The sequence below is a fragment of the Bradyrhizobium sp. MI1.3 genome (assembly GCF_055811695.1).
Map to the genome: position 1 here is coordinate 23,795 of NZ_JBVVPQ010000054.1, position 21,205 is coordinate 44,999.

Genomic DNA, 21,205 nt, shown 5'->3' on the forward strand with positions numbered 1-21,205 from the left:
GCGTGCGGAGCACGAGCCCGGAATCCATCGATCAACAGAGTCGGCGGCGCGATGGATTCTCAGATGCGCAATTGCGCATCATAGCTCGGCGCTATGCGTCGCCCCGGAATGACGGCCTAGCCCGTCAGAGCAGCCTTCACCAAACCGGACGCCTTGCCGAAATCCATCTGGCCGGCATACTTCGTCTTCAACACGGCAATCACCTTGCCCATGTCCTTCATGCCGGCGGCGCCGGTCTCGGCGACCGCGTCAGAGATCGCCTTCTTCACGTCGTCGTCCGACATCTGCTTCGGCAGATACGCCGAGATCACCGCGATCTCGTCGCGCTCCTGCGCGGCGAGTTCGGCACGGCCGCCCTTCTCGTAGAGCTCGACCGACTCCTGGCGCTGCTTGATCATCTTCTGAAACACGCCGAGCAGGTCCGCGTCCGAGAGCGGCGGCTTGCCGCTGCCGCGCGCCTCGATGTCGGCGTTCTTGATGGTCGAGTTGACCATACGTAGCGTGGACAGCTTGCGCTCTTCCTTGGCCTTCATGGCCTCCTTGACCGCATTGTTGATGTCGTCGCGCAGCATGATCGTGCTCCCCTAGAATATCCGACGCCTGATCTAGGCCGTTCGCGGCCCTGAGACAACGGGGGTTTCCAGCCATTCGACCAGCGCGCGCACCGTCGCCGCAGGCTGCTCCGGTTGCGGCAGGTGTCCGCAATTCTCCAGAACGACGAGCCTTGCGCCGGCAATGCCCTCCGCCATCTCCTTCGAGAATGCGTTGGGAATCGTGTTGTCCGCATCTCCCGTCAGCACCAATGTCGGGCATTTGATCGTCGCAAGCGTCGGCCGTGAATCCACTCGCGCGATGATCGCGGTCTGCTGTCGCAGATAGCCTTCGACGCCGACGTCCTCGCCCTGCTCGTGCACGAGCTGGCGAATACCGGAATCGTCGCGGCGAGAGGGATGGACCAGTTCGGGAAACATCTCCTCGCGCGCGGCACGCAGCTCACCGCGCCGGGCCCGCTCCATCAGGCCGCGGCGGCGCGCGGTCGCCTCCGGCGTGTCGGGCCGCGCCTGGGTGTTGATCAGCGCCAGCTTCGTCACCCGCTCGGGCGCCTGGCGCATGATCTCGAGGGCGATGTAGCCGCCCATGGAATGGCCGGCGAGCGCGAAGCGCGGCGGCGCCTCGCTCAGCACCCGTCGGGCGATTGCCGCCATGCTGTCGTCGCGAACATGGTTGGCGACCATCACCGGGCCGAACCGCCAGAGCGCCGGGATCACCGGCGCATAGATCCGGGCCGAGGAAGCTAATCCCGGAACCAGCAGAATCGGCGTCGTCTGGTCCATTATTGCCTCCCAAGCCCCGGAATTTGCCGGAAATTATGCCGCGGAGCTTAGGGGCCCAAGGCGACCTGTCAAATATGCAAAAACGCATGTGAATCCACGCTTCTCCGCTTTGACGGCAGCGCCCGCGGGGACTATGAACCGGGCTTATGACACAATCCGAAAACGATACCGCCTGGCCGGACCACAAACCGACCGCGCTGTTGGTGCTTGCCGACGGCACGGTGCTCGAAGGCTTTGGCCTCGGCGCCGAAGGCCAAGCCGTCGGTGAGGTCTGCTTCAACACCGCGATGACCGGCTATGAGGAGATCCTCACCGATCCCTCCTATGCCGGTCAGCTCATCACCTTCACCTTCCCGCATATCGGCAATGTCGGTACCAACGACGACGACATCGAGACGGTGAACATGGCCGCGACGCCCGGCGCGCGCGGCGTGATCCTGCGCACCGCGATCACCGATCCCTCGAACTACCGCGCCACCAAGCATCTCGACCAGTGGCTGAAGGCCCGCGGCATCATCGGCCTCTCCGGCATCGACACCCGCGCGCTGACCGCACTGATCCGCAACAAGGGCATGCCCAACGCCGTGATCGCGCACGCCAAAGACGGCGAGTTCGACCTGCACGGCCTGAAGGAAGAAGCGCGCGAATGGCCGGGCCTCGAGGGCATGGACCTCGTGCCGATGGTCACCTCCGGCCAGCGCTTCACCTGGGACGAGACGCCCTGGCTCTGGGAGAAGGGCTTTGGCCGTCAGGACAAGCCTGAGTTCAACGTCGTCGCCATCGACTACGGCATCAAGCGCAACATTCTGCGCCTGCTCGCCGGCGTCGGCTGCAAGGTCACGGTGGTGCCGGCAACGACGTCATCCGAGGATATCCTGGCGATGAAGCCGGATGGCGTGTTCCTGTCGAACGGTCCCGGCGATCCGGCCGCGACCGGCAAATATGCCGTGCCCGTGATCCAGGACGTGATCAAGTCCGGCACGCCGACATTCGGAATTTGTCTCGGCCATCAGATGCTCGGCCTCGCCGTCGGCGCCAAGACGAAGAAGATGCACCAGGGCCATCACGGCGCCAATCATCCCGTCAAGGACGAGACCACCGGCAAGGTCGAGATCACTTCGATGAACCACGGCTTTGCCGTGGACGAGAGCACCCTGCCGACGGGCGCGACGCAGACCCACATCTCGCTGTTCGACGGCTCCAATTGCGGCATCCAGCTCGACGGCAAGCCGGTGTTCTCGGTGCAGTACCACCCCGAGGCCTCACCGGGTCCGCGCGACTCGCACTATCTGTTCCAGCGGTTTGCGGACCTGATGCGGCAGAACAAGAGCGCGTAAGGCGCGCGCTCTCCTGCAACTGCTATGACGACATCGAGCCCGGGTCTTCTCCCGGGCTTTTGTCGTTCCGGGGCGCAGCGCAGCGCGAACCCGGAATGACAGCGGAACGAGGAACGCCGCTCAATTCCTGTCGTTGATCCCTGCTACGCTCACGCAGGAGCCCTTATGTCCGTCGTCCGCGACAATGCCGAGCCGCTCGCCATCGTGTTTGAGGATGACGGGCTCGTGCCGAACAATATCCTCCCCTTCCTGGTCTACCAGGCCGCAGTGAAGCTTGATTCCAGACAGCCGGAAGAGACAATCGAACGCTTGTTCGAAGCGAACGGCTGGGGCAGCACGTGGCGCAATGGCGTCTTCGATTATCTGCATTATCATGCGACGGTGCACGAGGTGCTCGGCGTTGCGCGTGGCAGCGCCCGCGTTCGCTTCGGCGGCGACCACGGCCAGGAGCTGGAGATCAAGGCCGGCGACGTCGCGATCCTGCCCGCCGGCACAGGTCACCAACGCATTAAGGCGAGCGCGGATTTCTGTGTGATCGGCGCCTATCCGCCGGGCGCGAAGATGGAGGTCACCCGCGCAACGCCGGAGAACCACGCCAAGGCGCTGAAGACGATTCCAAAGGTCGCGCTGCCGCCGGCCGATCCGGTGACGGGCAAGAATGGCGCGCTGATGCGGTTGTGGCGGTAGCTACAAAGACGTTGCAGTAGGGTGGGTTAGCGAAGCGTAACCCACCTCTTCTGTTTCCGCGGAGGCAGAGGCGGTGGATTACGCCTGCGGCTAATCCACCCTACGACCTATCCTACGCCTCGTTCGCACCTTCCTGTCTCGTGGCTTCGAACAGGAACCAGGTGCGGCGCTCGGTCTCGTCGATGAAGTTTTCGAGGATGCTGGCGCTGGCGACGTCACCGGCGTCGTCGCAGACCTCGTGTGCCTTGCGCATTGCCGCGGCGACATGCTTGTTGTCCTGCATCAGCTCGCGCAGCATCTCGCGCGGCGGGACATAATCTTCGTTGTTGTCCTTGATGGTCTGGAGCTTGGCGATCTGCCCGATCGATTTCAGCGTGGTACCGCCGATCTTGCGGACGCGCTCGGCGAGTTGGTCGGTGGTGGCGAAAATCTGGTCGGACTGTTCGTCGAGCAGCAAATGATAGTCGCGGAAATGCCGGCCGCTGATATGCCAGTGGAAATTCTTGGTCTTCAGATACAGCGCGAACGCATCGGCCAGAAGCACGTTGAGCGCCTCCGAAACCTTGTTGACCGCCTGGGACGACAGATCGGTGGGTGTGTCGAGGTCGGGCGAGACCTTTTGTGGGGCTTTGCTCACGGGAAACCTTCCTGTTAGGACGCGGACATTGACGGCGCGCCGCCGCCCCCCTAACGCAGGCGGGCAGCGCCGGTTCCTGCATCGGAACCGTTTGGCCGGGACCCTCGACGACCATGGACGATTGGATCGACTATTACGACTCGACGCACACGATCTATGTCAGCAAGCTGCATCGCGACTTGCACTTCCAGATTATCGCGCGGGACATTATCGGCTACATCTCTTCGCCCGAGGCGACCGTGCTCGACTATGCCTGCGGCGAGGCGCTGTCGGCGAGCGAGGTCGCTGCGGCCTGTGGAAAGCTGATCCTCGCCGAGCCCGCGCCCGGCGTGCGCGGCCGGTTGATCGCGCGCTTTGCCCCGAACACGAAAATCCGCGTCCGCTCGCTCGACGACGTCCACAACATGCAGGAGCAGTCGATCGATCTCGTCGTGATGAACTCGGTCGCGCAATACATGACGCCGGACGAGCTCGACACCGCGCTCCTCAATTTCCGGCGTATCCTAAAGCCCTCCGGCAAGCTCGTGCTCGGCGACATCCTCCAGCCCAATGTCGGCATGTTCAGGGACGTCACGGCGCTGCTCAGCTTCGGCCTGCGTCACGGCTTTTTGAAAGATGCGCTGATCGGGCTGATCAGCACCGCACTGTCGGATTACCGTCATCTGCGCACGCGCATCGGGCTGCAGCGCTACAGTGAGGAGGAGATCACCGCCAAGCTCAAGATAGCCGGCTTCGCGGTCCAGCGCGCTCACCGCAATATCGGCCACAATCGCTGGCGCATGACGTTCGTCGCGCGGCCGCCGTTGGTTCGGTAAGTTTCTTGGGTTCGGTGAGTTTCCTGGGTTCGTTAAGCATAACGTCTGCCTGAGGTGGCTTGTCGCACCCTGATCGGCAATGATCGCCGCGGCCCGGTGGCGGAAGTGTCTACGCGAGGGCGATGCATCGCTCTTTATCCTGGTTCAAATCCAGGCCGGGTCTCCACGCTTCGCCCCTGCGGGGGCTACGCGTGGCGCCGCCACGCGAAGCCCGAAGGGCGAAGGGCGAAGCGTGTCCGGCGTAGCTGGAGCGAAGCGCATGCGTAGACGGACTGGCCGACCAATCCTCACTCCGCCTCGACCACTTCACATTCAGGCAAGAGTCGCAGCCGGTCGGCATCCTTTGCCGCGGAGGCGATGACGGCATCGAGCAGGCCCGGAAAACGTGCGTCCAGATCCTCGCGGCGCAGCCGCACGAAGCGGTTGGTGCCGGCGACGCGGGTCTGCATCAGGCCGCATTCGCGCAGCTTGGCGAAGTGATAGGCGAGGTTTGATTTGCCCGCGAGCCCGTTGAAATCGCCGCAGCACAGCTCGCCGCTGACACGTTCCTGCTGCGCGAGCTGATACACAATCGTCAACCTGATCGGGTCGCTCAGGCAATCCAGAACCATCGGCAGTTCGATCTGCTCGCGGGTGGGGTGGGGAGGCGTGCGGCTCATGGTCTGAGGATCATAGTGAAATCGCCTCGATGTTCAATAGTTCTTGAACCAATTGACTCCTGACCCCGTCCCATCGATAGTTCAATAAACGTTGAACATCGGGATTTCTCGGATGAGCGTATTCTGGTTGGCCTTGGCGGCCTTTGCGATCGGCACGGAAGGCTTTGTCATTGCAGGGCTTTTGCCGTCGATCGCCACCGACCTGGCGATTTCAGTCCCCGCCGCCGGCCAGTTGGTCACGGCCTATGCTCTCACCTATGCGGTCGGCTCCCCGATCCTGGCGGTGACGCTGAACAATATCGACCGCCGCACCGTGCTGGCCCTGGCGCTATCGACCTTCATCGCCGGAAACCTCGCGGCGATGGTGGCGTCGAATTACGCCCTGCTGCTGGCCTCGCGCATGCTGATGGCGCTGGGCTCCGGGCTGTGCATGCCGACCGCGCTGGCCGTATCCGTGGCCGTCGCCGCGCCGGAGCGACGCGGCCGCGCGGTGGCACTCGTCACCTCGGGCCTCACGGTTGCGACCGTCATCGGCGTTCCCCTCGGCAATCTCGTCGGCAGCATGCTCGGCTGGCGCGCGACCTTTGCCATGGTCGCCCTGATCGGTGCCGTTGCGCTCGCCGGCCTCCTGCTCGGCCTGCCCCGCAACACGGCCTCGCTCAGCGATCGGCTGGCGGTGGCGCGTCACCGCAATGTCCTGACGGCGCTTCTGATCACGATCTTATGGGCGCTCGGCGGCTTCACAGTGTTCACCTATTTCGCGGTCCCGCTGCGCGGTCTTGGATTTGATGCGTCGCAGATCAGCCTCGCGCTGCTGGTGTTCGGCGGCGCCGCCGCGATCGGGAACATGCTCGGCGGCGTCCTGGCCGACCGGCTCGGCACGCTCGCCACAGCAGGTCTCGGGCTTGCCGGCATGGCCAGCGCGCTGATCCTGCATTCGCTGGTCCTGAAGCTGATGCCGGGACAGGCCCATTATGCGGTGCTGGGCGCGATCTTCCTCTGGGGCATCTCGGGATGGGCGTTCTACCCGGCCCAGGTCGCCAGCATCATCCGGATCGAGCCGCAGGCCTCGATGATCGCGCTCTCGCTCAACGCCTCGGCCATGTATCTCGGCTTTGCGATCGGCGGTGCCTTGGGCGGCGCCGTGCTTGCGGCGTGGAGCCCGGCCGATCTCGGCTGGGTCGGCGGATTGAGCGTTTCGGCGGCTCTTCTGGTCCATCTCGCCCGGGGCTGGCAGGCCCGGCCAAAACCGGTCAAAATTGCCGGTTGATGGGCGTTTTTCGGGGTTTCGCCGCCCCGAAAACTGGTCTAAGACCCACCCCGCGCGCGAGGGGGGACCACCGCGCTCTCGGCCAAAGGGACGCGCAGCAGGCGCGCCCTTTTTTTGTGCCCAAATTCCACTTCGGCGAGAGTTGATGCCCAAACGTACAGACATCACCACCATCCTGATCATCGGCGCCGGTCCCATCGTGATCGGCCAGGCCTGCGAGTTCGACTATTCGGGCACCCAGGCGGTGAAGACGCTGAAGGAAGAGGGCTATCGCATCGTCCTCGTCAATTCCAATCCGGCCACCATCATGACCGACCCGGAATTGGCCGATGCGACCTATATCGAGCCGATCACGCCCGAGATCGTCGCAAAAATCATCGAGAAGGAACGTCACGTCATTCCCGGCGGCTTCGCGCTGCTGCCGACCATGGGCGGACAGACCGCGCTGAACTGCGCGCTGTCGCTGCGCCAGCAAGGCACGCTGGAAAAGTTCGACGTCGAGATGATCGGCGCCACCGCGGACGCGATCGACAAGGCCGAAGACCGCCAGCTGTTCCGCGAGGCCATGACCAAGATCGGGCTCGAGACACCGAAGTCGCGGCTCGCCAACGCCTCCGCCCTGAAGAAGTCCTTCCGCGACAAGTACCAGGCCGATCGCGCGAAGGCCTCGGGCGCGGCGCTCGCAGAGCTCGAGCGGCAGTGGACGCTCGGCGAGAGCGACCGCCGCAAGCGCTACCAGGAATATGCGCTCGGCCAGGCGCTGATGGCGTTGTCCGAGATCGGCCTGCCCGCGATCATCCGCCCCTCCTTCACCATGGGCGGCACCGGCGGCGGCATTGCCTATAACAAGGAAGAGTTCCTCGACATCATCGAGCGCGGCCTGGATGCGTCTCCTACCAACGAAGTGCTGATCGAAGAATCCGTGCTCGGCTGGAAAGAGTACGAGATGGAGGTGGTGCGCGACAAGAAAGACAATTGCATCATCGTCTGCTCGATCGAGAATCTCGATCCGATGGGCGTGCACACCGGCGATTCCATCACGGTGGCGCCGGCGCTGACGTTGACCGACAAGGAATACCAGATCATGCGCGACGCCTCGCTTGCGGTGCTGCGCGAGATCGGGGTCGAGACCGGCGGCTCCAACGTGCAGTTCGGCGTCAACCCGGAAGACGGCCGCATGGTCGTCATCGAGATGAATCCGCGCGTGTCGCGTTCCTCCGCCCTGGCTTCGAAAGCCACCGGCTTTCCGATCGCAAAGGTCGCCGCCAAGCTTGCGGTCGGCTACACGCTCGACGAAATCGCCAACGACATCACCGGCGGCGCCACGCCGGCCTCGTTCGAGCCGACGATCGACTACGTCGTCACCAAGGTGCCGCGTTTCGCCTTCGAGAAATTCCCCGGTGCCTCCACCACGCTGACCACGTCGATGAAGTCGGTCGGCGAAGTCATGGCGATCGGCCGCACCTTCCAGGAAAGCCTTCAGAAGGCCTTGCGCGGGCTCGAGACCGGACTCACCGGCCTCGACGAGATCGAGATCGAAGGTCTCGGTCGCGACGACGACAAGAATGCGATCCGCGCTGCGCTAGGCACGCCGACGCCGAACCGGCTGCTCCAGGTCGCCCAGGCGATGCGGCTCGGCTGGTCGGACGAGGAGATCTTCAATTCCTGCAAGATCGATCCGTGGTTCCTCAGCGAGATGCGCGGCATCGTCGACATGGAAGCGAAGGTCCGCAAGAACGGCCTGCCGGGCAACGCCTTCGGCATGCGCACGCTCAAGGCCATGGGCTTCTCCGATGCCCGGCTCGCGGTGATCGCGGAGACGACGGAGGCCGAGGTCACGGCGAAGCGCCACGCGCTCGGCGTTCGCCCGGTCTACAAGCGCATCGACACCTGCGCGGCCGAGTTCGCCTCGCCCACCGCCTACATGTACTCGACCTATGAGGCGCCGTTCGCGGGCGCGCCTGCGGACGAGAGCTCGCCGTCCGACAAGAAGAAGGTCATCATCCTCGGCGGCGGACCGAACCGCATCGGCCAGGGCATCGAATTCGACTATTGCTGCTGTCACGCCTGCTTCGCGCTGCACGACGCCGGCTACGAATCCATCATGGTCAACTGCAACCCGGAGACGGTGTCGACCGACTACGACACGGCCGACCGGCTCTATTTCGAGCCGCTCACCGCCGAGGACGTGCTGGAGATCATCGCGAAGGAACGCACGAACGGCACGCTGCACGGCGTGATCGTGCAGTTCGGCGGCCAGACCCCGCTCAAGCTCGCGCGCGCGCTGGAAGCCGCTGAAGTGCCGATTCTCGGCACCTCGCCCGATGCCATCGATCTTGCGGAAGACCGCGACCGCTTCAAGCGGGTGCTCGACAAGCTGCGGCTGAAGCAGCCCAAGAACGGCATCGCCTATTCAGTCGAGCAAGCGCGCCTGGTCGCAACCGATCTCGGCCTGCCGCTGGTGGTGCGCCCGTCCTACGTGCTCGGCGGCCGCGCGATGCAAATAATCCGCGAGGAGAACCAGCTCAGTGATTACCTGCTCGGCACGCTGCCGGAGCTGGTGCCGGGGGACGTCAAGGCGCGCTACCCGAACGACAAGACCGGCCAGATCAACACCGTGCTCGGCAAGAACCCGCTGCTGTTCGACCGCTATCTGTCCGATGCGACCGAGATCGACGTCGACTGCCTCTGCGACGGCAAGGACACCTTCATCGTCGGCATCATGGAGCACATCGAGGAAGCCGGCATCCATTCCGGCGACAGCGCCTGCTCGCTGCCGCCGCACTCGCTGGACGACAAGATGATCGAGGAGCTGGAGCGGCAGACCCGCGAGCTGGCGCTCGGCCTCGACGTCGTCGGCCTGATGAACGTGCAATACGCCATCAAAGACGGCGAGATCTACGTGCTCGAAGTCAATCCGCGCGCCTCGCGCACGGTGCCCTTTGTCGCCAAGGTGGTCGGCACGCCAGTCGCGAAGATCGCGGCGCGCGTCATGGCCGGCGAGAAGCTTGCCGATTTCAAGCTGAAGAAGGCGAACTTCGATCATGTCGGCGTGAAGGAATCGGTATTTCCGTTTGCCCGCTTCCCCGGCGTCGATACCGTGCTCGGCCCCGAGATGCGCTCGACCGGCGAGGTCATGGGCATCGACCGCTCCTTCGCGGTGGCGTTCGCCAAGAGCCAGCTCGGCGGCGGCACACGGGTGCCGCGCAAGGGCACGGTGTTCGTCTCGGTTCGCGAGAGCGACAAGACGCGCATCACCGAGGCCGTCCGCGAGCTGCATTCGCTCGGCTTCAAGGTGCTGGCGACGTCGGGCACGGCCCGCTTCCTGACCGACCAGGGCATCCCGACCGAGAAGGTGAACAAGGTGCTGGAGGGCAGGCCGCACATCGTCGACGCCATTACCAATGGCGACGTCCAGCTCGTCTTCAACACCACCGAAGGGCCGCAGGCGCTCGCCGACAGCCGTTCTCTTCGGCGCGCGGCCCTCTTGCATAAAGTGCCGTATTACACCACTCTTTCCGGGGCCGTGGCGGCCGCGCAGGGCATCCGCGCCTATCTGGGCGGGGACCTTGAGGTTCGGACCCTGCAGAGCTACTTTTCGGAAACCTGATCGCGAGCGGGAGGCCCAATCTCCCGCTAAGTGATTGGCGATGAAGCCACTATGGCCGGAGGAACTGTCCGGCCATAAGGTTGTTCTGTTCCGGCGCCAAGCCCATATGAACGTTCGGCGGCACGCGCGTTGAGCCCCCGGACAGAACTGACGAATCAAGTTGCGTGCGCGCTGACATGTCAGGGCGCGCGCGACCGAAGGACGAGAGAAGAGATGGAAAAGGTACCGATGACAGCGGGCGGCTTTGCCGCACTCGGGGAAGAACTGAAGAAGCGCCAGTCGGAGGACCGTCCGCGGATCATCGAGCATATCGCCGAGGCGCGCTCGCACGGAGACCTTTCGGAGAACGCGGAATACCACGCCGCGAAGGAAGAGCAGTCCCACAATGAAGGCCGCATCGCCGAGCTCGAGGACAAGCTCGCGCGCGCCGACATCATCGACATCTCGAAGCTGTCCGGCGACACCATCAAGTTCGGCGCGACCGTGACGCTGGTCGACGAGGACACCGAAAAGAAGACGGTGTGGCAGATCGTCGGCGAGGTCGAGGCCGACGCCAAGAAGGGCCGCATCTCCATCACCTCGCCGCTCGCGCGCGCGCTGATCGGCAAGAAGAAGGGCTCAACCGTCGAGGTCAACGCACCCGGCGGCGCCAAGGCTTATGAGATCACCAAGGTGGAGTGGCGGTAGCGATTTGCGGTTGCGTTTGGTTTGGAAAAGGCCGCGCACTGCGCGGCCTTTTTTGTTGCTGCGTGTTGCCGGCAATGAGATGGGATGATCCCTCACCTCTCGTCATTGCGAGCGGAGCGAAGCAATCCAGAGTCTTTCCGCAGAGGTCGCCTGGATTGCTTCGCTCCGCTCGCAATGACGGAGGAGACGCTACCTTCGTCCCCTCACGTCGAGCGGCACGGCCGCCTCGTATTTCGAATTGTGCAGCACCAGCGAGGTCCGCACGTTGCGGACGTGCGGAGCGGCGGTCAAATGGGTGACGAAATCCTGGAAGGTGGCCATGTCGGGCGCGACGCATTTCAGGATGAAATCGACTTCGCCCGACAGCATCCAGCACTCGCGCACCAGCGGCTCGGCGCGGACGAACTCCTCGAAGGCGCGTAAATCCGCCTCGGCCTGGCTGGAGAGGTGCACTGCGGCAAATACCGTGACGTCGAAGCCGAGCTTGCGCGCGTCGAGAAGCCCACGATAGCCGTGGATATACCCCTCCTCCTCCAGCGCCCGGACGCGGCGCAGGCAGGGCGGTGGCGAAATGCCGACGCGCTTGGCCAGCTCGACATTCGTGATTCGACCGTCGGCCTGAATCTCGGTGAGAATTTTCAGGTCGATCTCGTCTAGGTTCCGCGACACGTGATTGGAACTCCTGGCCTTTGCGGCGGTATTGGTGGGTCTGTCGCAATCCTCATAGCCCAGACCGCGCACTCGGCGCAATTTTATTGCGCGTGCAGCGCAATCGACTTTTGTTCCCTGTTGGAAAAATCCGCCGACAGGGAATGCAATTCTTGCATAGCTCACCAGAAGGCTTAGATTACCTCTGATATTTCAGCGCCTCCGCGAGGCCTCCCGGCACGTTCCGCGCCCGCGCTGCAGTCCCCCGTGAAAGGCATCTGTCGAAATGTCCGCCGCTGTCCATGCAAAGGTCGTCATCATCGGCTCCGGCCCCGCCGGCTACACGGCGGCGATCTACGCCGCACGCGCGATGCTCGAGCCGATCCTGATCCAGGGCATCCAGGCAGGCGGCCAGCTCACCATCACCACCGACGTCGAGAACTATCCCGGTTTCGCCGACGTGATCCAGGGCCCCTGGCTGATGGAGCAGATGGAGAAGCAGGCGCTGCATGTGGGCACCCAGATCAAGACCGATCTGGTGACCAAGCTCGACACCTCGCAGCGCCCCTTTCGCCTGACCTGCGATAGCGGTGACGTCTATCTCGCCGACACCGTGATCCTCGCCACCGGCGCCCAGGCGCGCTGGCTCGGGCTGCCGTCCGAAGCGAAATTCCAGGGCGGCGGCGTGTCGGCCTGTGCCACCTGTGACGGGTTCTTCTACCGCAACAAGGACGTCGTGGTGGTCGGCGGCGGCAATACCGCGGTCGAGGAAGCCCTGTACCTCACCAACCATGCCTCGCAGGTCACCATCGTGCATCGTCGCGATCACTTCCGCGCCGAACGCATCCTGCAGGAGCGTCTGTTCAAGCACCCGAAGATCAAGGTGGTCTGGGACTCAGCCGTCGACGAGATCTGCGGCACCGAGAACCCGAACAAGGTCACCTATGTTCGACTGAAGAACGTCAAGACCGGCGCCTTGACCGATGTGCCGACCGACGGCGTCTTCGTCGCCATCGGGCATGCCCCGGCGACCGAGCTCGTGGCCGGCCAGATCAAGCTGAAACCGTCGGGCTATGTCGAGGTCGCCCCGAACTCGACCGCCACCTCGGTCCCCGGCCTGTTCGCCGCCGGCGACGTCGCCGACGAGACCTATCGTCAAGCGGTCACGGCGGCCGGCCTCGGCTGCATGGCAGCGCTCGAGGCGGAACGATTTTTGGCCCTGCGCGCCAGCGAGCGCGCGGCAGCGGAATAGACATCATGGCAAGAACACGCGACGGATTTACGGATATGGACTGGGACAAGCTGAAGGTGTTTCACGCCGCGGCGGAAGCGGGCAGCTTCACGCACGCGGGCGAGCAGCTCGGCCTGTCGCAATCGGCGGTGTCACGCCAGGTCTCGGCACTGGAGCAGGAGCTTTCGGTCTCGCTGTTCCACCGCCACGCCCGCGGCCTGATCCTCACCGAACAGGGCGACCTCCTGTTCCGCACCGCCCATGACGTGTTCATGCAGCTGCAGGCGGCGCGCGCCAAACTGACCGACAGCCGCGAGCGGCCGAGCGGCGATCTCAAGATCACCACCACGCCCGGCGTCGGCATCAACTGGCTGATCCCCAGGCTCGGCGAATTCACCGCGCTCTATCCGGAAATCCGGATTTCGCTGATCGTCACAGACGAGGAGCTCGACCTGTCGATGCGCGAGGCCGATGTCGCGATCCGCACCCGCAAGCCGACGCAGCCGGATCTCATCCAGCGCAAGCTGTTCGCGATGGGCTTCCACGCCTATTGCTCGCCCGATTACATCAAGCGCTTCGGCACGCCGCGCACGCTGGAGGAGCTCGACTCCCACCGCATCATCACGCTCTCCGACGGCAACTTCGCGCCGCATCTTCAGAACCGCAACTGGCTGGTCGAAGCGGGGCGCAACGGCTCGGGTCCGCGCGAGGCCTATTTCAGGGTCAACAACATTCTCGGCCTCGTCCGCGCCTGTCAGCAGGGCCTCGGCATTGCCGCGCTGCCCGACTATCTGATCGAAGAACAGAGCCGCCTCGTGCAGTTGTTCGGCGAATCGGATTCGATCCAGCTCGATACGTACTTTGTTTATCCGGAAGAGCTGAAGACGGTCGCGCGCGTGCAAGTGTTCCGCGACTTCGTGGTGAGCAAGGCGCAGCGCTGGCCGTCCTGATTTCCGCATGTCTGACATGCGGCTTGGACGCTTGATGCATGGCGCGAAGCTAGCCCATAATCTTTTCACGCTGAGCCTTCGCGTTGCGCATTTGTCCCCCTCCTCCAGTGGCGCGGGAGTTCAGTAATCCCTCTTGGAAGGTGATTGTGTCGGCCTCACGTGGCCAATACCTTAAGCCGGGCTCGATCGAGCCCGGCTTTTTTTTGGCGGATTCGGCCTTCGCCCTCCACGTGTATTGACAGTTCCATGCTTACCCCGCATGATTTGCAAATGATCACGAAGTCGTGCGTAAGCTCGTCGCAGGCAATCGCCTCGAAAAAAGGCCCCCATCTGGGGACCTCGGATTTTTGCACGCGCTAACAGCCTTCGTCATCGCGAGCCGAAACTTCGAAAACCCCGCCGCCTGGACGGGGTTTTTTCATGTGCCCTCGTCTCAGGACTTTTCCCGAGCAGGAGATGGAACATGACCGGACTACAGGAACAATTGCACGGGCTCTGGCTGCCGCTGGTGACGCCGTTTCGCGACGGCGCCCTCGACGAGAGGTCGCTGCGCCGGCTGACACGGCATTACAGCGGACAGGCTGTCGACGGCTTCATCCTGGGGGCGACCTCCGGTGAAGGCATGACGCTGCGCGACGCCGAGCTCGAACGCCTCGTCGCCATCGTGCGCGACGAGCTGACCACCGGCCACAGCAAGATTCCGATCTGCCTCGGACTGTCAGGCGCAGACACCTCGCGGCTGAAGGAGCGTCTCGACGCGACCGCGGACTGGCCGATCGACGGTTATCTGATCGCGAGCCCGTATTATGTGCGGCCGTCGCAGCGTGGGTTGCTGGCGCATTTCGAAGCGCTCGCCGATCACGCCGCCTGGCCGCTCGCGCTCTACAACATCCCCTATCGCACCTCGGTCAACATCACCAACCAGACGCTGCTGCGGCTTGCCGGGCATCCGAACATCATCGGCCTGAAGGATTGCGGCGCGAGCCGCGAGCAATCCATCGCGCTGCTGCGCGACCGCCCTGCGGACTTTCGCGTGCTGACCGGCGAGGATGCGAATTATTTCGAGGCGCTCAGCGACGGCGCCGACGGCGGCATCGTGCTGTCAGCCCATCTCGAGACCGCGACATTTGCGGCTGTCCATGCCGAGCTGAAGCGCGGCAACCATGATGCAGCGCTGGCGCGCTGGCAGGAGGTCGCGGACCTGACGCGGCTGTTGTTCACCGAGCCCAGTCCCGCACCGGCAAAATACTGGCTGTGGCGCACGGGCCTGATCGACAGCCCCGAAGTGCGCCTGCCGATGGTCGAGATCGGCAGCGAACTCGCCGTCCAGCTCGACCGCGAGATCGAACGGCGGACGCAAGTCGCGGCGTAGCTGATAGCCCCTCACCCCACCCTCTCCCCGTAAGAACGGGGAGAGGGAGTGAGAGAGCGGAGTGCTTGGTTAACCGCGCCCCAACGGCCTTCGCTGCTGCCGCATGGCGCATCCACGGCTCGTTTACGCAATCGCGCCTATCGTCTTCATTCAAAGTCTTTTCAAATGGGGGAATGATCATGGGGCAGCGCATCCGCCCGACGGCCGCAGACATGTTCGCGTCGGCTGATTTCATGCGGGGAATTCTGGTGGTGTCGTCGTTCGGCTTCTGGGCGGTGATGCTCGGCCTGATGCCGGTGCTGGTGTTTCGAGTCTGGCTGGCGTGATGCAAGCGCAGGTCGGGATGGTTAACCCGTGGTAGCACCTGTGTTCGAAAGCGCGCGAAACTGCGACCCGGATTTTTAAATCATCCCGTGTAGCGTTCATGCCCATAAGCGAAGAAATCGCGGGGGCGTTTGTGAATAGTCATAACGAAATGGCGTCGCATTACGACGCTGGACAGCAGGGCTTCACCACCGAGGACATTCTCTGGGCCGCCGGCATCTGGTCAGTGATCCTCACTTTGTCGCCGGTGATCGTGTTCTACATGCTGATGGTGGCATAGCCTCCACAGCGATCTCCAGAAACGCAAAACGCGCGGATGTCCGCGCGTTTTTCGTCCGGGGAATGATTTATGAAAAATTACGCCGCCTGCTTGTGCATTGCGCCGGACGCCGACGCCGTGCCGCGAATAGCCTTCACCGAACGTTCGATTGCCGCCCACAGCCTTGCGATTTCCTGAGCCGCACGACTCTCGGCCTGATATTCCCGCGCGCCCTCGCCGTGGCTCAGCGCCATCAGCAGATCCGAACGGTTGGTGATCTGGCCGCCCCACACCGGAGCACGGAACTTCGCCAGCGCTTCGCGGGCGATGGTGACGATCGGGCTCTCGGACTCGTCGCGGCGCGCCGGCGCACCGTTGAGCACGACCGCGTAGGGCTTGCGCGCCGCACGGCACATCTGGATGGTTTCCTGCACCGCGTTGACGTCGAACACGCCGGGACGGGCGGGGATCACCACCATGGTGGCATTGCGGATGGCGTCGTCGACGACGGCCGAGAGGTTCGGCGGCGTGTCGATCAACACCCATTCATAACCGTCGCGCTTGGCAGCGGAGACGATGCCGCTGACCGAGTTTACCGCGGACTTGATCGGCGGTTCGTTGGTGCCACGCAGCTTGTGCCACAGCGTGAGCGAGCCTTGCGGATCCGCATCGACGAGCAGGATCGGCTTGGTCGCCTTGATCTGCGCGGCGAGATGCGCGGCCAGCGTACTCTTGCCTGAGCCACCTTTACGCGATGCAAAAACAATAACGTTCATACCTCTGCCTCCAGATTGACCCCAGGCGGCGAAAATGAATCACCGCGGTGATTCGGGAAAGAAAAATTTATCATAAGTTATGCTGGCGCCATGAAATAACAAAGCGCGTTGGCTTTTGAGTCACACTGCTGCGTGCGCGGCGCTGCGGGACGAAGGGGAATGCAACTTCGCCGCGCAAACCGCTTCGCTAACCGTTTCCATCCCGCCTTGTCGCAAGCGTCCGCAATCGGAGGCGAACAAAACGAGTCCGGTGGCTGGTGTGGGGCTGATGCCTGGGTCAGTTTGACTCAAGGCGACAGCGAACGAGGAGCCGGACACGCAAATGCCCGGGACTTCAAACGCACTGCGCGCTTTGGCCCGGGCATGATCGAGTTTCAAAGAGGGAACGCGGTGTCCGCGTTCAGCCTTCGCTGGATTTCTTCTTCTTGGCCGGCTTGGTGCTCTTCTTCGCCGTCCGGGCCGAGCTCTTGGGCGCAATGCTGGTCGGCTTGCCGGCGCGGGGCGCGGCCGCCATGCCCGGCTCCGGCCCCGGCCGGAAGAACACCCGGCACTGCGGCGAGAGCTGCGACTTCTTCTGGATCATGCAGGCGGTGATGGCGTCGACGTTCGGAACGAACTCGCCGCACAGCCGCATCGCATCAGGGGTGCAGGCCTGCTGCTCCTCCTGGGAGTAGGCAAAGCCTTCACCCGGGTGGATCAGGACGGCCAGGGCGATCCCCGTGATCGCAGCAGCGAAAGATTTCTTAAAGCGGAACGCCGGCATCGATCCCCCCAAATGTCGAGTCGGAGGCGATAGTGGGTGAACGGGCGTTCGTTGGCAACCGAGGCGAGATGCGAAAGCCGCGACGTGTGCGGTCTCGGCAACAGGGCCCCTAAAACAAAAAACGCGAAAACAACCCCATGCACAGTAGCCAAGTCCATGTGGCGATTGAACTTTGCGGATCGCGATTTGCGGATTTTACGAAATTGGATTTGACTCGTCGGGCAAAACAGGAGCATGATGCCATCATCACAGAACGTGCGTGGGCTGGTCGGCTTGTCTCCTGCGCTGGACAAAAGCGTGAGCGGGAGCGGAGACGATTGCATGGAGCGACATGAGGCGGAGCTGCCGCTGTCGGGCGTGACGGTGGTCTCGCTCGAGCAGGCGATCGCGGCTCCTCTTGCCAGCCGGCATCTTGCGGATTGGGGCGCGCGGGTCATCAAGATCGAGCGGCCGGGCGATGGCGATTTTTGCCGCGACTACGATCATGTGATGAACGGGATGTCGAGCCAGTTCGTCTGGACCAACAGGTCGAAGGAGAGCCTCGCCATCGACATCAAAAGTCCTGAAGGCCAGGAGGTGCTCGACGCCCTGCTGCCGCAGGCCGACGTCTTCATCCAGAACCTGGCGCCCGGCGCGGCGGAGCGGCTGGGCCTCGATGCCGCATCGCTGCTGCGGAAGTATCCCCGGATTATCGCCTGCGACGTTTCGGGCTATGGTACGGGCGGACCCTACAGCAACAAGAAGGCTTACGATCTCCTGGTGCAGTGCGAGGCCGGCGTCCTCGCCATCAACGGCACCGAGGCGGAGCCCGCCAAGGTCGGACTTTCCGTGGTCGATATCGCCACCGGCATGTACATCCTCAACGGCGTGCTGATGGCGCTGTATCGCCGCGAGCGCACCGGCAAGGGCACCGCCTTCCAGGCCTCGCTGTTCGATTCCATTACGGACTGGATGAGCTATCCCGCCTTCTACACGCAGAGTACGGGCCGGCCGCTGCCGCGAACCGGGGCAAGGCATGCAACGATAGCGCCGTATGGCCCTTTCCGCGTCGGCGACGGCAACACGATCTTCTTCGGCATCCAGAACGACCGGGAATGGCGATCGCTGTGCGCCATTGTGCTTGGCGAGGCCGCCTTTGCCGACCATCCCCGCTTCCGCACCAATCCGCTGCGCATGCAGAACAGGGACGATCTGCAGGTCCATATCGAGCAGCGTTTTGCGGCGATGACCAGTGACGAGGTGCTGCGGCTGCTCGACGAGGCCTCGATCGCCAACGCACATCTGAATTCGGTCGAGGCGTTCCTGGAGCACGAGCAGCTCCGCGCCCGATCCCGGGTGCAAACGGTGGGCACTCGTTGCGGCCCGGTGATGAGCTTCCTGCCGGCTCTCACCATTCCGGGCCTGTCGCCCAGGATGGATCCGGTGCCTGACGTCGGCCAGCACAACCCATCCATCCTCAGCGAGCTCGGTCTCGCAAAGGAGACGTGACGATGGTCCGTCTACGGCCGACGCGGGTCTATCTGGCCGTTCCCGCGCATCGCTCCCGTCTCGTCGCCAAGGCTGCGGCCTCGGCCGCGGATGCGGTGTTCATGGATCTCGAGGACGCCGTGCCGCCGTCCGAGAAGAGCGCGGCGCTGGAGGAAGCCGCGGGGTCGTTATCTTCTCTGGATTGGGGCAACAAGGTCGTCGCTGTCAGGCTCAACGCCGTCGACAGCCCCTTCATCGCGCAGGAGATCCGTAAGCTCGCTGCGCTGCCCCGGCTGGATTCGGTGATCGTGCCGAAGGCGGAGCGCCCGAGCGACATCGCCGCCATTGCCGATCAGCTGCGCGCGGCCGCGCCGGATCGCTCCTCGCCTGTCGCGGTCGAACTGCTGATCGAGACCGCGCTGGGTCTCGTCAATGTCGACGCGCTCGCCGCCGCGCACCAAAGCGTCGCCGCCCTTCATCTCGGCGTCGGCGATTTCGCCGCCTCGATCGGCGCCCGCTCCTCGGAAATCGGCGCGTCGCCGGACGGCTATCGCCACGTCGGCTCCGCCGAAAGCGGCTATGCCTCCGCCCCGCTCGATCTGTTCGCCTATCCGATGATGCGCCTGCTGGTGGCCGCGCGCGCGTTCGGCCTGCGCGCCATCGACGGCCCTTGCGGCGCGTTCCGGGACGCCAGACTGACCGAAAGCAGCGCGCTCAAGGCGGTGGCGATGGGTTTTGACGGCAAGCAGGTGATCCATCCCGACCAGATCGAGCCCACGCTGCGGGCGTTCGTCCCCTCCGACGCTGAGCTCGCGCACGCGCGGCGGGTGGTCGAGGCCATGGAGCAGGCCGAGGCGCAGGGCCAGGGCGCGGTGACGCTCGACGGCAAGATGATCGACTATGCCAATGTGCGCATGGCGCGCCGGATCATCGAGATGGGGTCGTAGCCGCGCATGGCCACCGTGCTGATCGTCGCGCCGGTGTTTGCGCTGATCGCGGCCGGCTATGCCGCGGTGTTGTTTCGCTTCGTCTCCGAGACCGCGCATAAGGGCATCTCCGAATTCGCCTTCAGCATCGCCATTCCCGCCCTGCTGTTCCGCACCATCGTCGTCTCGGAATTCTCCGGCGTCAGCCCGTGGCGGATGTGGGGCGCCTATTACGGCGCGCTCGCGCTGACCTGGATCGCGGCGCTCATCCTCTCGGCGCTGCTGCGGAAGCGGCGCGAGGACCGCGAGGACGGCGTCGTGTTCGCGATCGGCTCGGTCTACGGCAACATCGTCATGCTCGGCATTCCGCTGACGCTCTCGGCGCTGGGCAATGAGGCCGCGGGCCCGATGGCGCTGATCCTGTCGGTGAACACGCCGCTGCTCTGGCTCTGCGGCACGCTGCAGATGGAGCTGGTCGACCGCAAGCAGACCGCCTCGGCCGCATCGCTGATCCTGCCGGTGCTGCGCGATCTCTCCCGCAACCCGATCATGCTCGCGATCGGCTTCGGCCTCGTCTGGCGCCTCACCGGCCTCGGCCTGCATCCGGTCGTCGACCGGACCGTCGAGCTCTCGGCGCAGGCGGGATCGCCCGCTGCCCTGATCGCGCTCGGCATCAATCTCTTTCGTTTCGAGGTCAAGGGCGAGAAGCTCGGCATCCTCGCCATGAGCGCGCTCAAACTGCTGGCGATGCCGGCGGCCGCCTTCGTGCTGGCAAAGCTGCTCGACCTGCCGCCGCTCGCGGCCGGCGTCGTCGTGCTGTTCGCGGCGATGCCGACCGGCGCGAATGCGTACATCTTCGCGGTTCAGTATCAGCGGCTGGTGAACCCGGTATCGGGCGCGGTGGCGCTGGGGACGCTGCTGGCGGCGGTGACGTTGCCGGTGGTGGTGTGGGTGGTGGCGGGGGTTAGGTAGCGTTGGCCGGCCATTGGCCGAACAGCCTGAGGTCATGGGGATAGCGCGCGACATGCGCCACGCGGATGCGCGCCGCGTCCTTGTGCCTGGGATTGATGAGGTAGTTTTGCGCGAATGGCACGATGACCGATGGCACCGACACCATCGCCGTGCGCACCTCAGTGAACCAGGTCCGCAACACGTCGCGGCTCACCCTGGGATCGTCAGCCCAATCCGGCGATATACTCTCGATGTCGGCCCGGCTCACCGTCTCGACGGCGAGGTCGTCCGGCACGTCGATGCCGAGCAGTTGGTAGCTCGTCGGCAGGTCCTCGAAATCGATTTCAAGATGCACCATCACTTCGAGCAGTGCCGACGCCGGATGATCCGCTGCGTAGACCGCGTGCCGGCCGCGATCATGCCAGCGGCCGTCGGCCTTGAGGCCGCCCACGTCAGACAGATCGTCGAAGTTGGAGATCCGCCAGATCCTCACGCCAAATCC

General features: G+C 64.1%; 21 protein-coding genes and 1 pseudogene. 14 read left to right on the forward strand and 8 right to left on the reverse strand.

Features of this window, described 5'->3' with window-relative positions:
- Positions 1-116: 116 nt before the first annotated feature.
- Together AC0L3A_RS29720 and AC0L3A_RS29725 are read right to left on the reverse strand one after the other, a co-directional pair.
- Complete coding sequence (locus AC0L3A_RS29720) at positions 117-572, reverse strand: GatB/YqeY domain-containing protein (RefSeq protein WP_007596662.1); 456 nt, start codon at positions 570-572, stop codon at positions 117-119.
- A gap of 33 nt (positions 573-605) precedes the next feature.
- A pseudogene (locus AC0L3A_RS29725) lies at positions 606-1,349 on the reverse strand (alpha/beta fold hydrolase); the annotation flags it as partial.
- A gap of 131 nt (positions 1,350-1,480) precedes the next feature.
- On the opposite strand from AC0L3A_RS29725, the gene carA reads away from it, so the two are divergent.
- Positions 1,481-2,671 (forward strand): glutamine-hydrolyzing carbamoyl-phosphate synthase small subunit, encoded by a 1,191-nt coding sequence (gene carA / locus AC0L3A_RS29730; RefSeq protein WP_007596664.1) that lies wholly within the window; start codon positions 1,481-1,483, stop codon positions 2,669-2,671.
- A 165-nt stretch (positions 2,672-2,836) separates the two neighbouring features.
- Positions 2,837-3,358, forward strand: coding sequence for a hypothetical protein (locus tag AC0L3A_RS29735; protein WP_007596665.1), 522 nt, complete (start codon positions 2,837-2,839; stop codon positions 3,356-3,358).
- A gap of 112 nt (positions 3,359-3,470) precedes the next feature.
- On the opposite strand, the gene AC0L3A_RS29740 is transcribed toward AC0L3A_RS29735, so the two are convergent.
- Complete coding sequence (locus tag AC0L3A_RS29740) at positions 3,471-3,995, reverse strand: Dps family protein (protein WP_007596666.1); 525 nt, start codon at positions 3,993-3,995, stop codon at positions 3,471-3,473.
- A gap of 113 nt (positions 3,996-4,108) precedes the next feature.
- Here AC0L3A_RS29740 and AC0L3A_RS29745 point away from each other — a divergent pair, with 113 nt between their 5' ends.
- Positions 4,109-4,810 (forward strand): class I SAM-dependent methyltransferase, encoded by a 702-nt coding sequence (locus AC0L3A_RS29745; RefSeq protein WP_007596668.1) that lies wholly within the window; start codon positions 4,109-4,111, stop codon positions 4,808-4,810.
- A 287-nt stretch (positions 4,811-5,097) separates the two neighbouring features.
- On the opposite strand, the gene AC0L3A_RS29750 is transcribed toward AC0L3A_RS29745, so the two are convergent.
- Positions 5,098-5,469 carry an ArsR/SmtB family transcription factor gene (locus AC0L3A_RS29750; protein ID WP_007596669.1) on the reverse strand — a complete coding sequence of 124 codons (372 nt, stop codon included), beginning with the start codon at positions 5,467-5,469 and terminating at the stop codon, positions 5,098-5,100.
- A 112-nt stretch (positions 5,470-5,581) separates the two neighbouring features.
- On the opposite strand from AC0L3A_RS29750, the gene AC0L3A_RS29755 reads away from it, so the two are divergent.
- From AC0L3A_RS29755 to greA, 3 genes are all read left to right on the forward strand, one after another.
- Positions 5,582-6,739, forward strand: coding sequence for an MFS transporter (locus tag AC0L3A_RS29755; RefSeq protein ID WP_473255680.1), 1,158 nt, complete (start codon positions 5,582-5,584; stop codon positions 6,737-6,739).
- Between the two features lie 145 nt (positions 6,740-6,884).
- A complete protein-coding gene (gene carB, locus AC0L3A_RS29760) occupies positions 6,885-10,349 on the forward strand; it encodes a carbamoyl-phosphate synthase large subunit (protein WP_473255681.1) in 3,465 nt (1,154 codons plus the stop codon).
- A 213-nt stretch (positions 10,350-10,562) separates the two neighbouring features.
- Positions 10,563-11,036 carry a transcription elongation factor GreA gene (gene greA / locus AC0L3A_RS29765; RefSeq protein WP_007596674.1) on the forward strand — a complete coding sequence of 158 codons (474 nt, stop codon included), beginning with the start codon at positions 10,563-10,565 and terminating at the stop codon, positions 11,034-11,036.
- A gap of 189 nt (positions 11,037-11,225) precedes the next feature.
- On the opposite strand, the gene AC0L3A_RS29770 is transcribed toward greA, so the two are convergent.
- Positions 11,226-11,705: an Lrp/AsnC family transcriptional regulator gene (locus tag AC0L3A_RS29770; RefSeq protein WP_007596676.1), complete on the reverse strand. Its 480-nt coding sequence runs from the start codon at positions 11,703-11,705 to the stop codon at positions 11,226-11,228.
- Positions 11,706-11,970: 265 nt separating this feature from the next.
- Here AC0L3A_RS29770 and trxB point away from each other — a divergent pair, with 265 nt between their 5' ends.
- From trxB to AC0L3A_RS29795, 5 genes are all read left to right on the forward strand, one after another.
- Positions 11,971-12,936, forward strand: a complete 966-nt coding sequence (gene trxB, locus AC0L3A_RS29775; RefSeq protein ID WP_473255682.1) for a thioredoxin-disulfide reductase — start codon at positions 11,971-11,973, stop codon at positions 12,934-12,936.
- A gap of 5 nt (positions 12,937-12,941) precedes the next feature.
- The gene (locus AC0L3A_RS29780; protein ID WP_007614700.1) at positions 12,942-13,865 is read left to right on the forward strand and encodes a LysR family transcriptional regulator; all 924 of its coding nucleotides are present in this window, start codon (positions 12,942-12,944) and stop codon (positions 13,863-13,865) included.
- A 463-nt stretch (positions 13,866-14,328) separates the two neighbouring features.
- Positions 14,329-15,237: a 4-hydroxy-tetrahydrodipicolinate synthase family protein gene (locus AC0L3A_RS29785; protein WP_473255683.1), complete on the forward strand. Its 909-nt coding sequence runs from the start codon at positions 14,329-14,331 to the stop codon at positions 15,235-15,237.
- A 179-nt stretch (positions 15,238-15,416) separates the two neighbouring features.
- On the forward strand, positions 15,417-15,563 hold the full coding sequence (locus AC0L3A_RS29790; RefSeq protein WP_473255684.1) for a hypothetical protein: 147 nt from the start codon (positions 15,417-15,419) through the stop codon (positions 15,561-15,563).
- A 98-nt stretch (positions 15,564-15,661) separates the two neighbouring features.
- Positions 15,662-15,841 carry a hypothetical protein gene (locus AC0L3A_RS29795; protein ID WP_007596684.1) on the forward strand — a complete coding sequence of 60 codons (180 nt, stop codon included), beginning with the start codon at positions 15,662-15,664 and terminating at the stop codon, positions 15,839-15,841.
- A 77-nt stretch (positions 15,842-15,918) separates the two neighbouring features.
- On the opposite strand, the gene AC0L3A_RS29800 is transcribed toward AC0L3A_RS29795, so the two are convergent.
- Complete coding sequence (locus tag AC0L3A_RS29800) at positions 15,919-16,596, reverse strand: ParA family protein (protein ID WP_007596685.1); 678 nt, start codon at positions 16,594-16,596, stop codon at positions 15,919-15,921.
- Positions 16,597-16,996: 400 nt separating this feature from the next.
- Positions 16,997-17,359 (reverse strand): hypothetical protein, encoded by a 363-nt coding sequence (locus tag AC0L3A_RS29805; RefSeq protein WP_007596686.1) that lies wholly within the window; start codon positions 17,357-17,359, stop codon positions 16,997-16,999.
- Positions 17,360-17,680: 321 nt separating this feature from the next.
- Here AC0L3A_RS29805 and AC0L3A_RS29810 point away from each other — a divergent pair, with 321 nt between their 5' ends.
- Genes AC0L3A_RS29810 through AC0L3A_RS29820 form a run of 3 tightly spaced genes read left to right on the forward strand, consistent with a single transcriptional unit; the run spans position 17,681 to position 20,724 of the window.
- Positions 17,681-18,847, forward strand: coding sequence for a CaiB/BaiF CoA transferase family protein (locus tag AC0L3A_RS29810; RefSeq protein WP_473255685.1), 1,167 nt, complete (start codon positions 17,681-17,683; stop codon positions 18,845-18,847).
- 2 nt (positions 18,848-18,849) lie between these two features.
- Positions 18,850-19,773, forward strand: a complete 924-nt coding sequence (locus tag AC0L3A_RS29815; protein ID WP_473255686.1) for an HpcH/HpaI aldolase/citrate lyase family protein — start codon at positions 18,850-18,852, stop codon at positions 19,771-19,773.
- 6 nt (positions 19,774-19,779) lie between these two features.
- A complete protein-coding gene (locus AC0L3A_RS29820; protein ID WP_354128971.1) occupies positions 19,780-20,724 on the forward strand; it encodes an AEC family transporter in 945 nt (314 codons plus the stop codon).
- Here the strand turns inward: AC0L3A_RS29820 and AC0L3A_RS29825 are convergent.
- Positions 20,717-21,196 (reverse strand): RES family NAD+ phosphorylase, encoded by a 480-nt coding sequence (locus tag AC0L3A_RS29825; RefSeq protein ID WP_473255687.1) that lies wholly within the window; start codon positions 21,194-21,196, stop codon positions 20,717-20,719. The genes AC0L3A_RS29820 and AC0L3A_RS29825 overlap by 8 nt on opposite strands.
- Between the last annotated feature and the right edge of the window lie 9 nt (positions 21,197-21,205).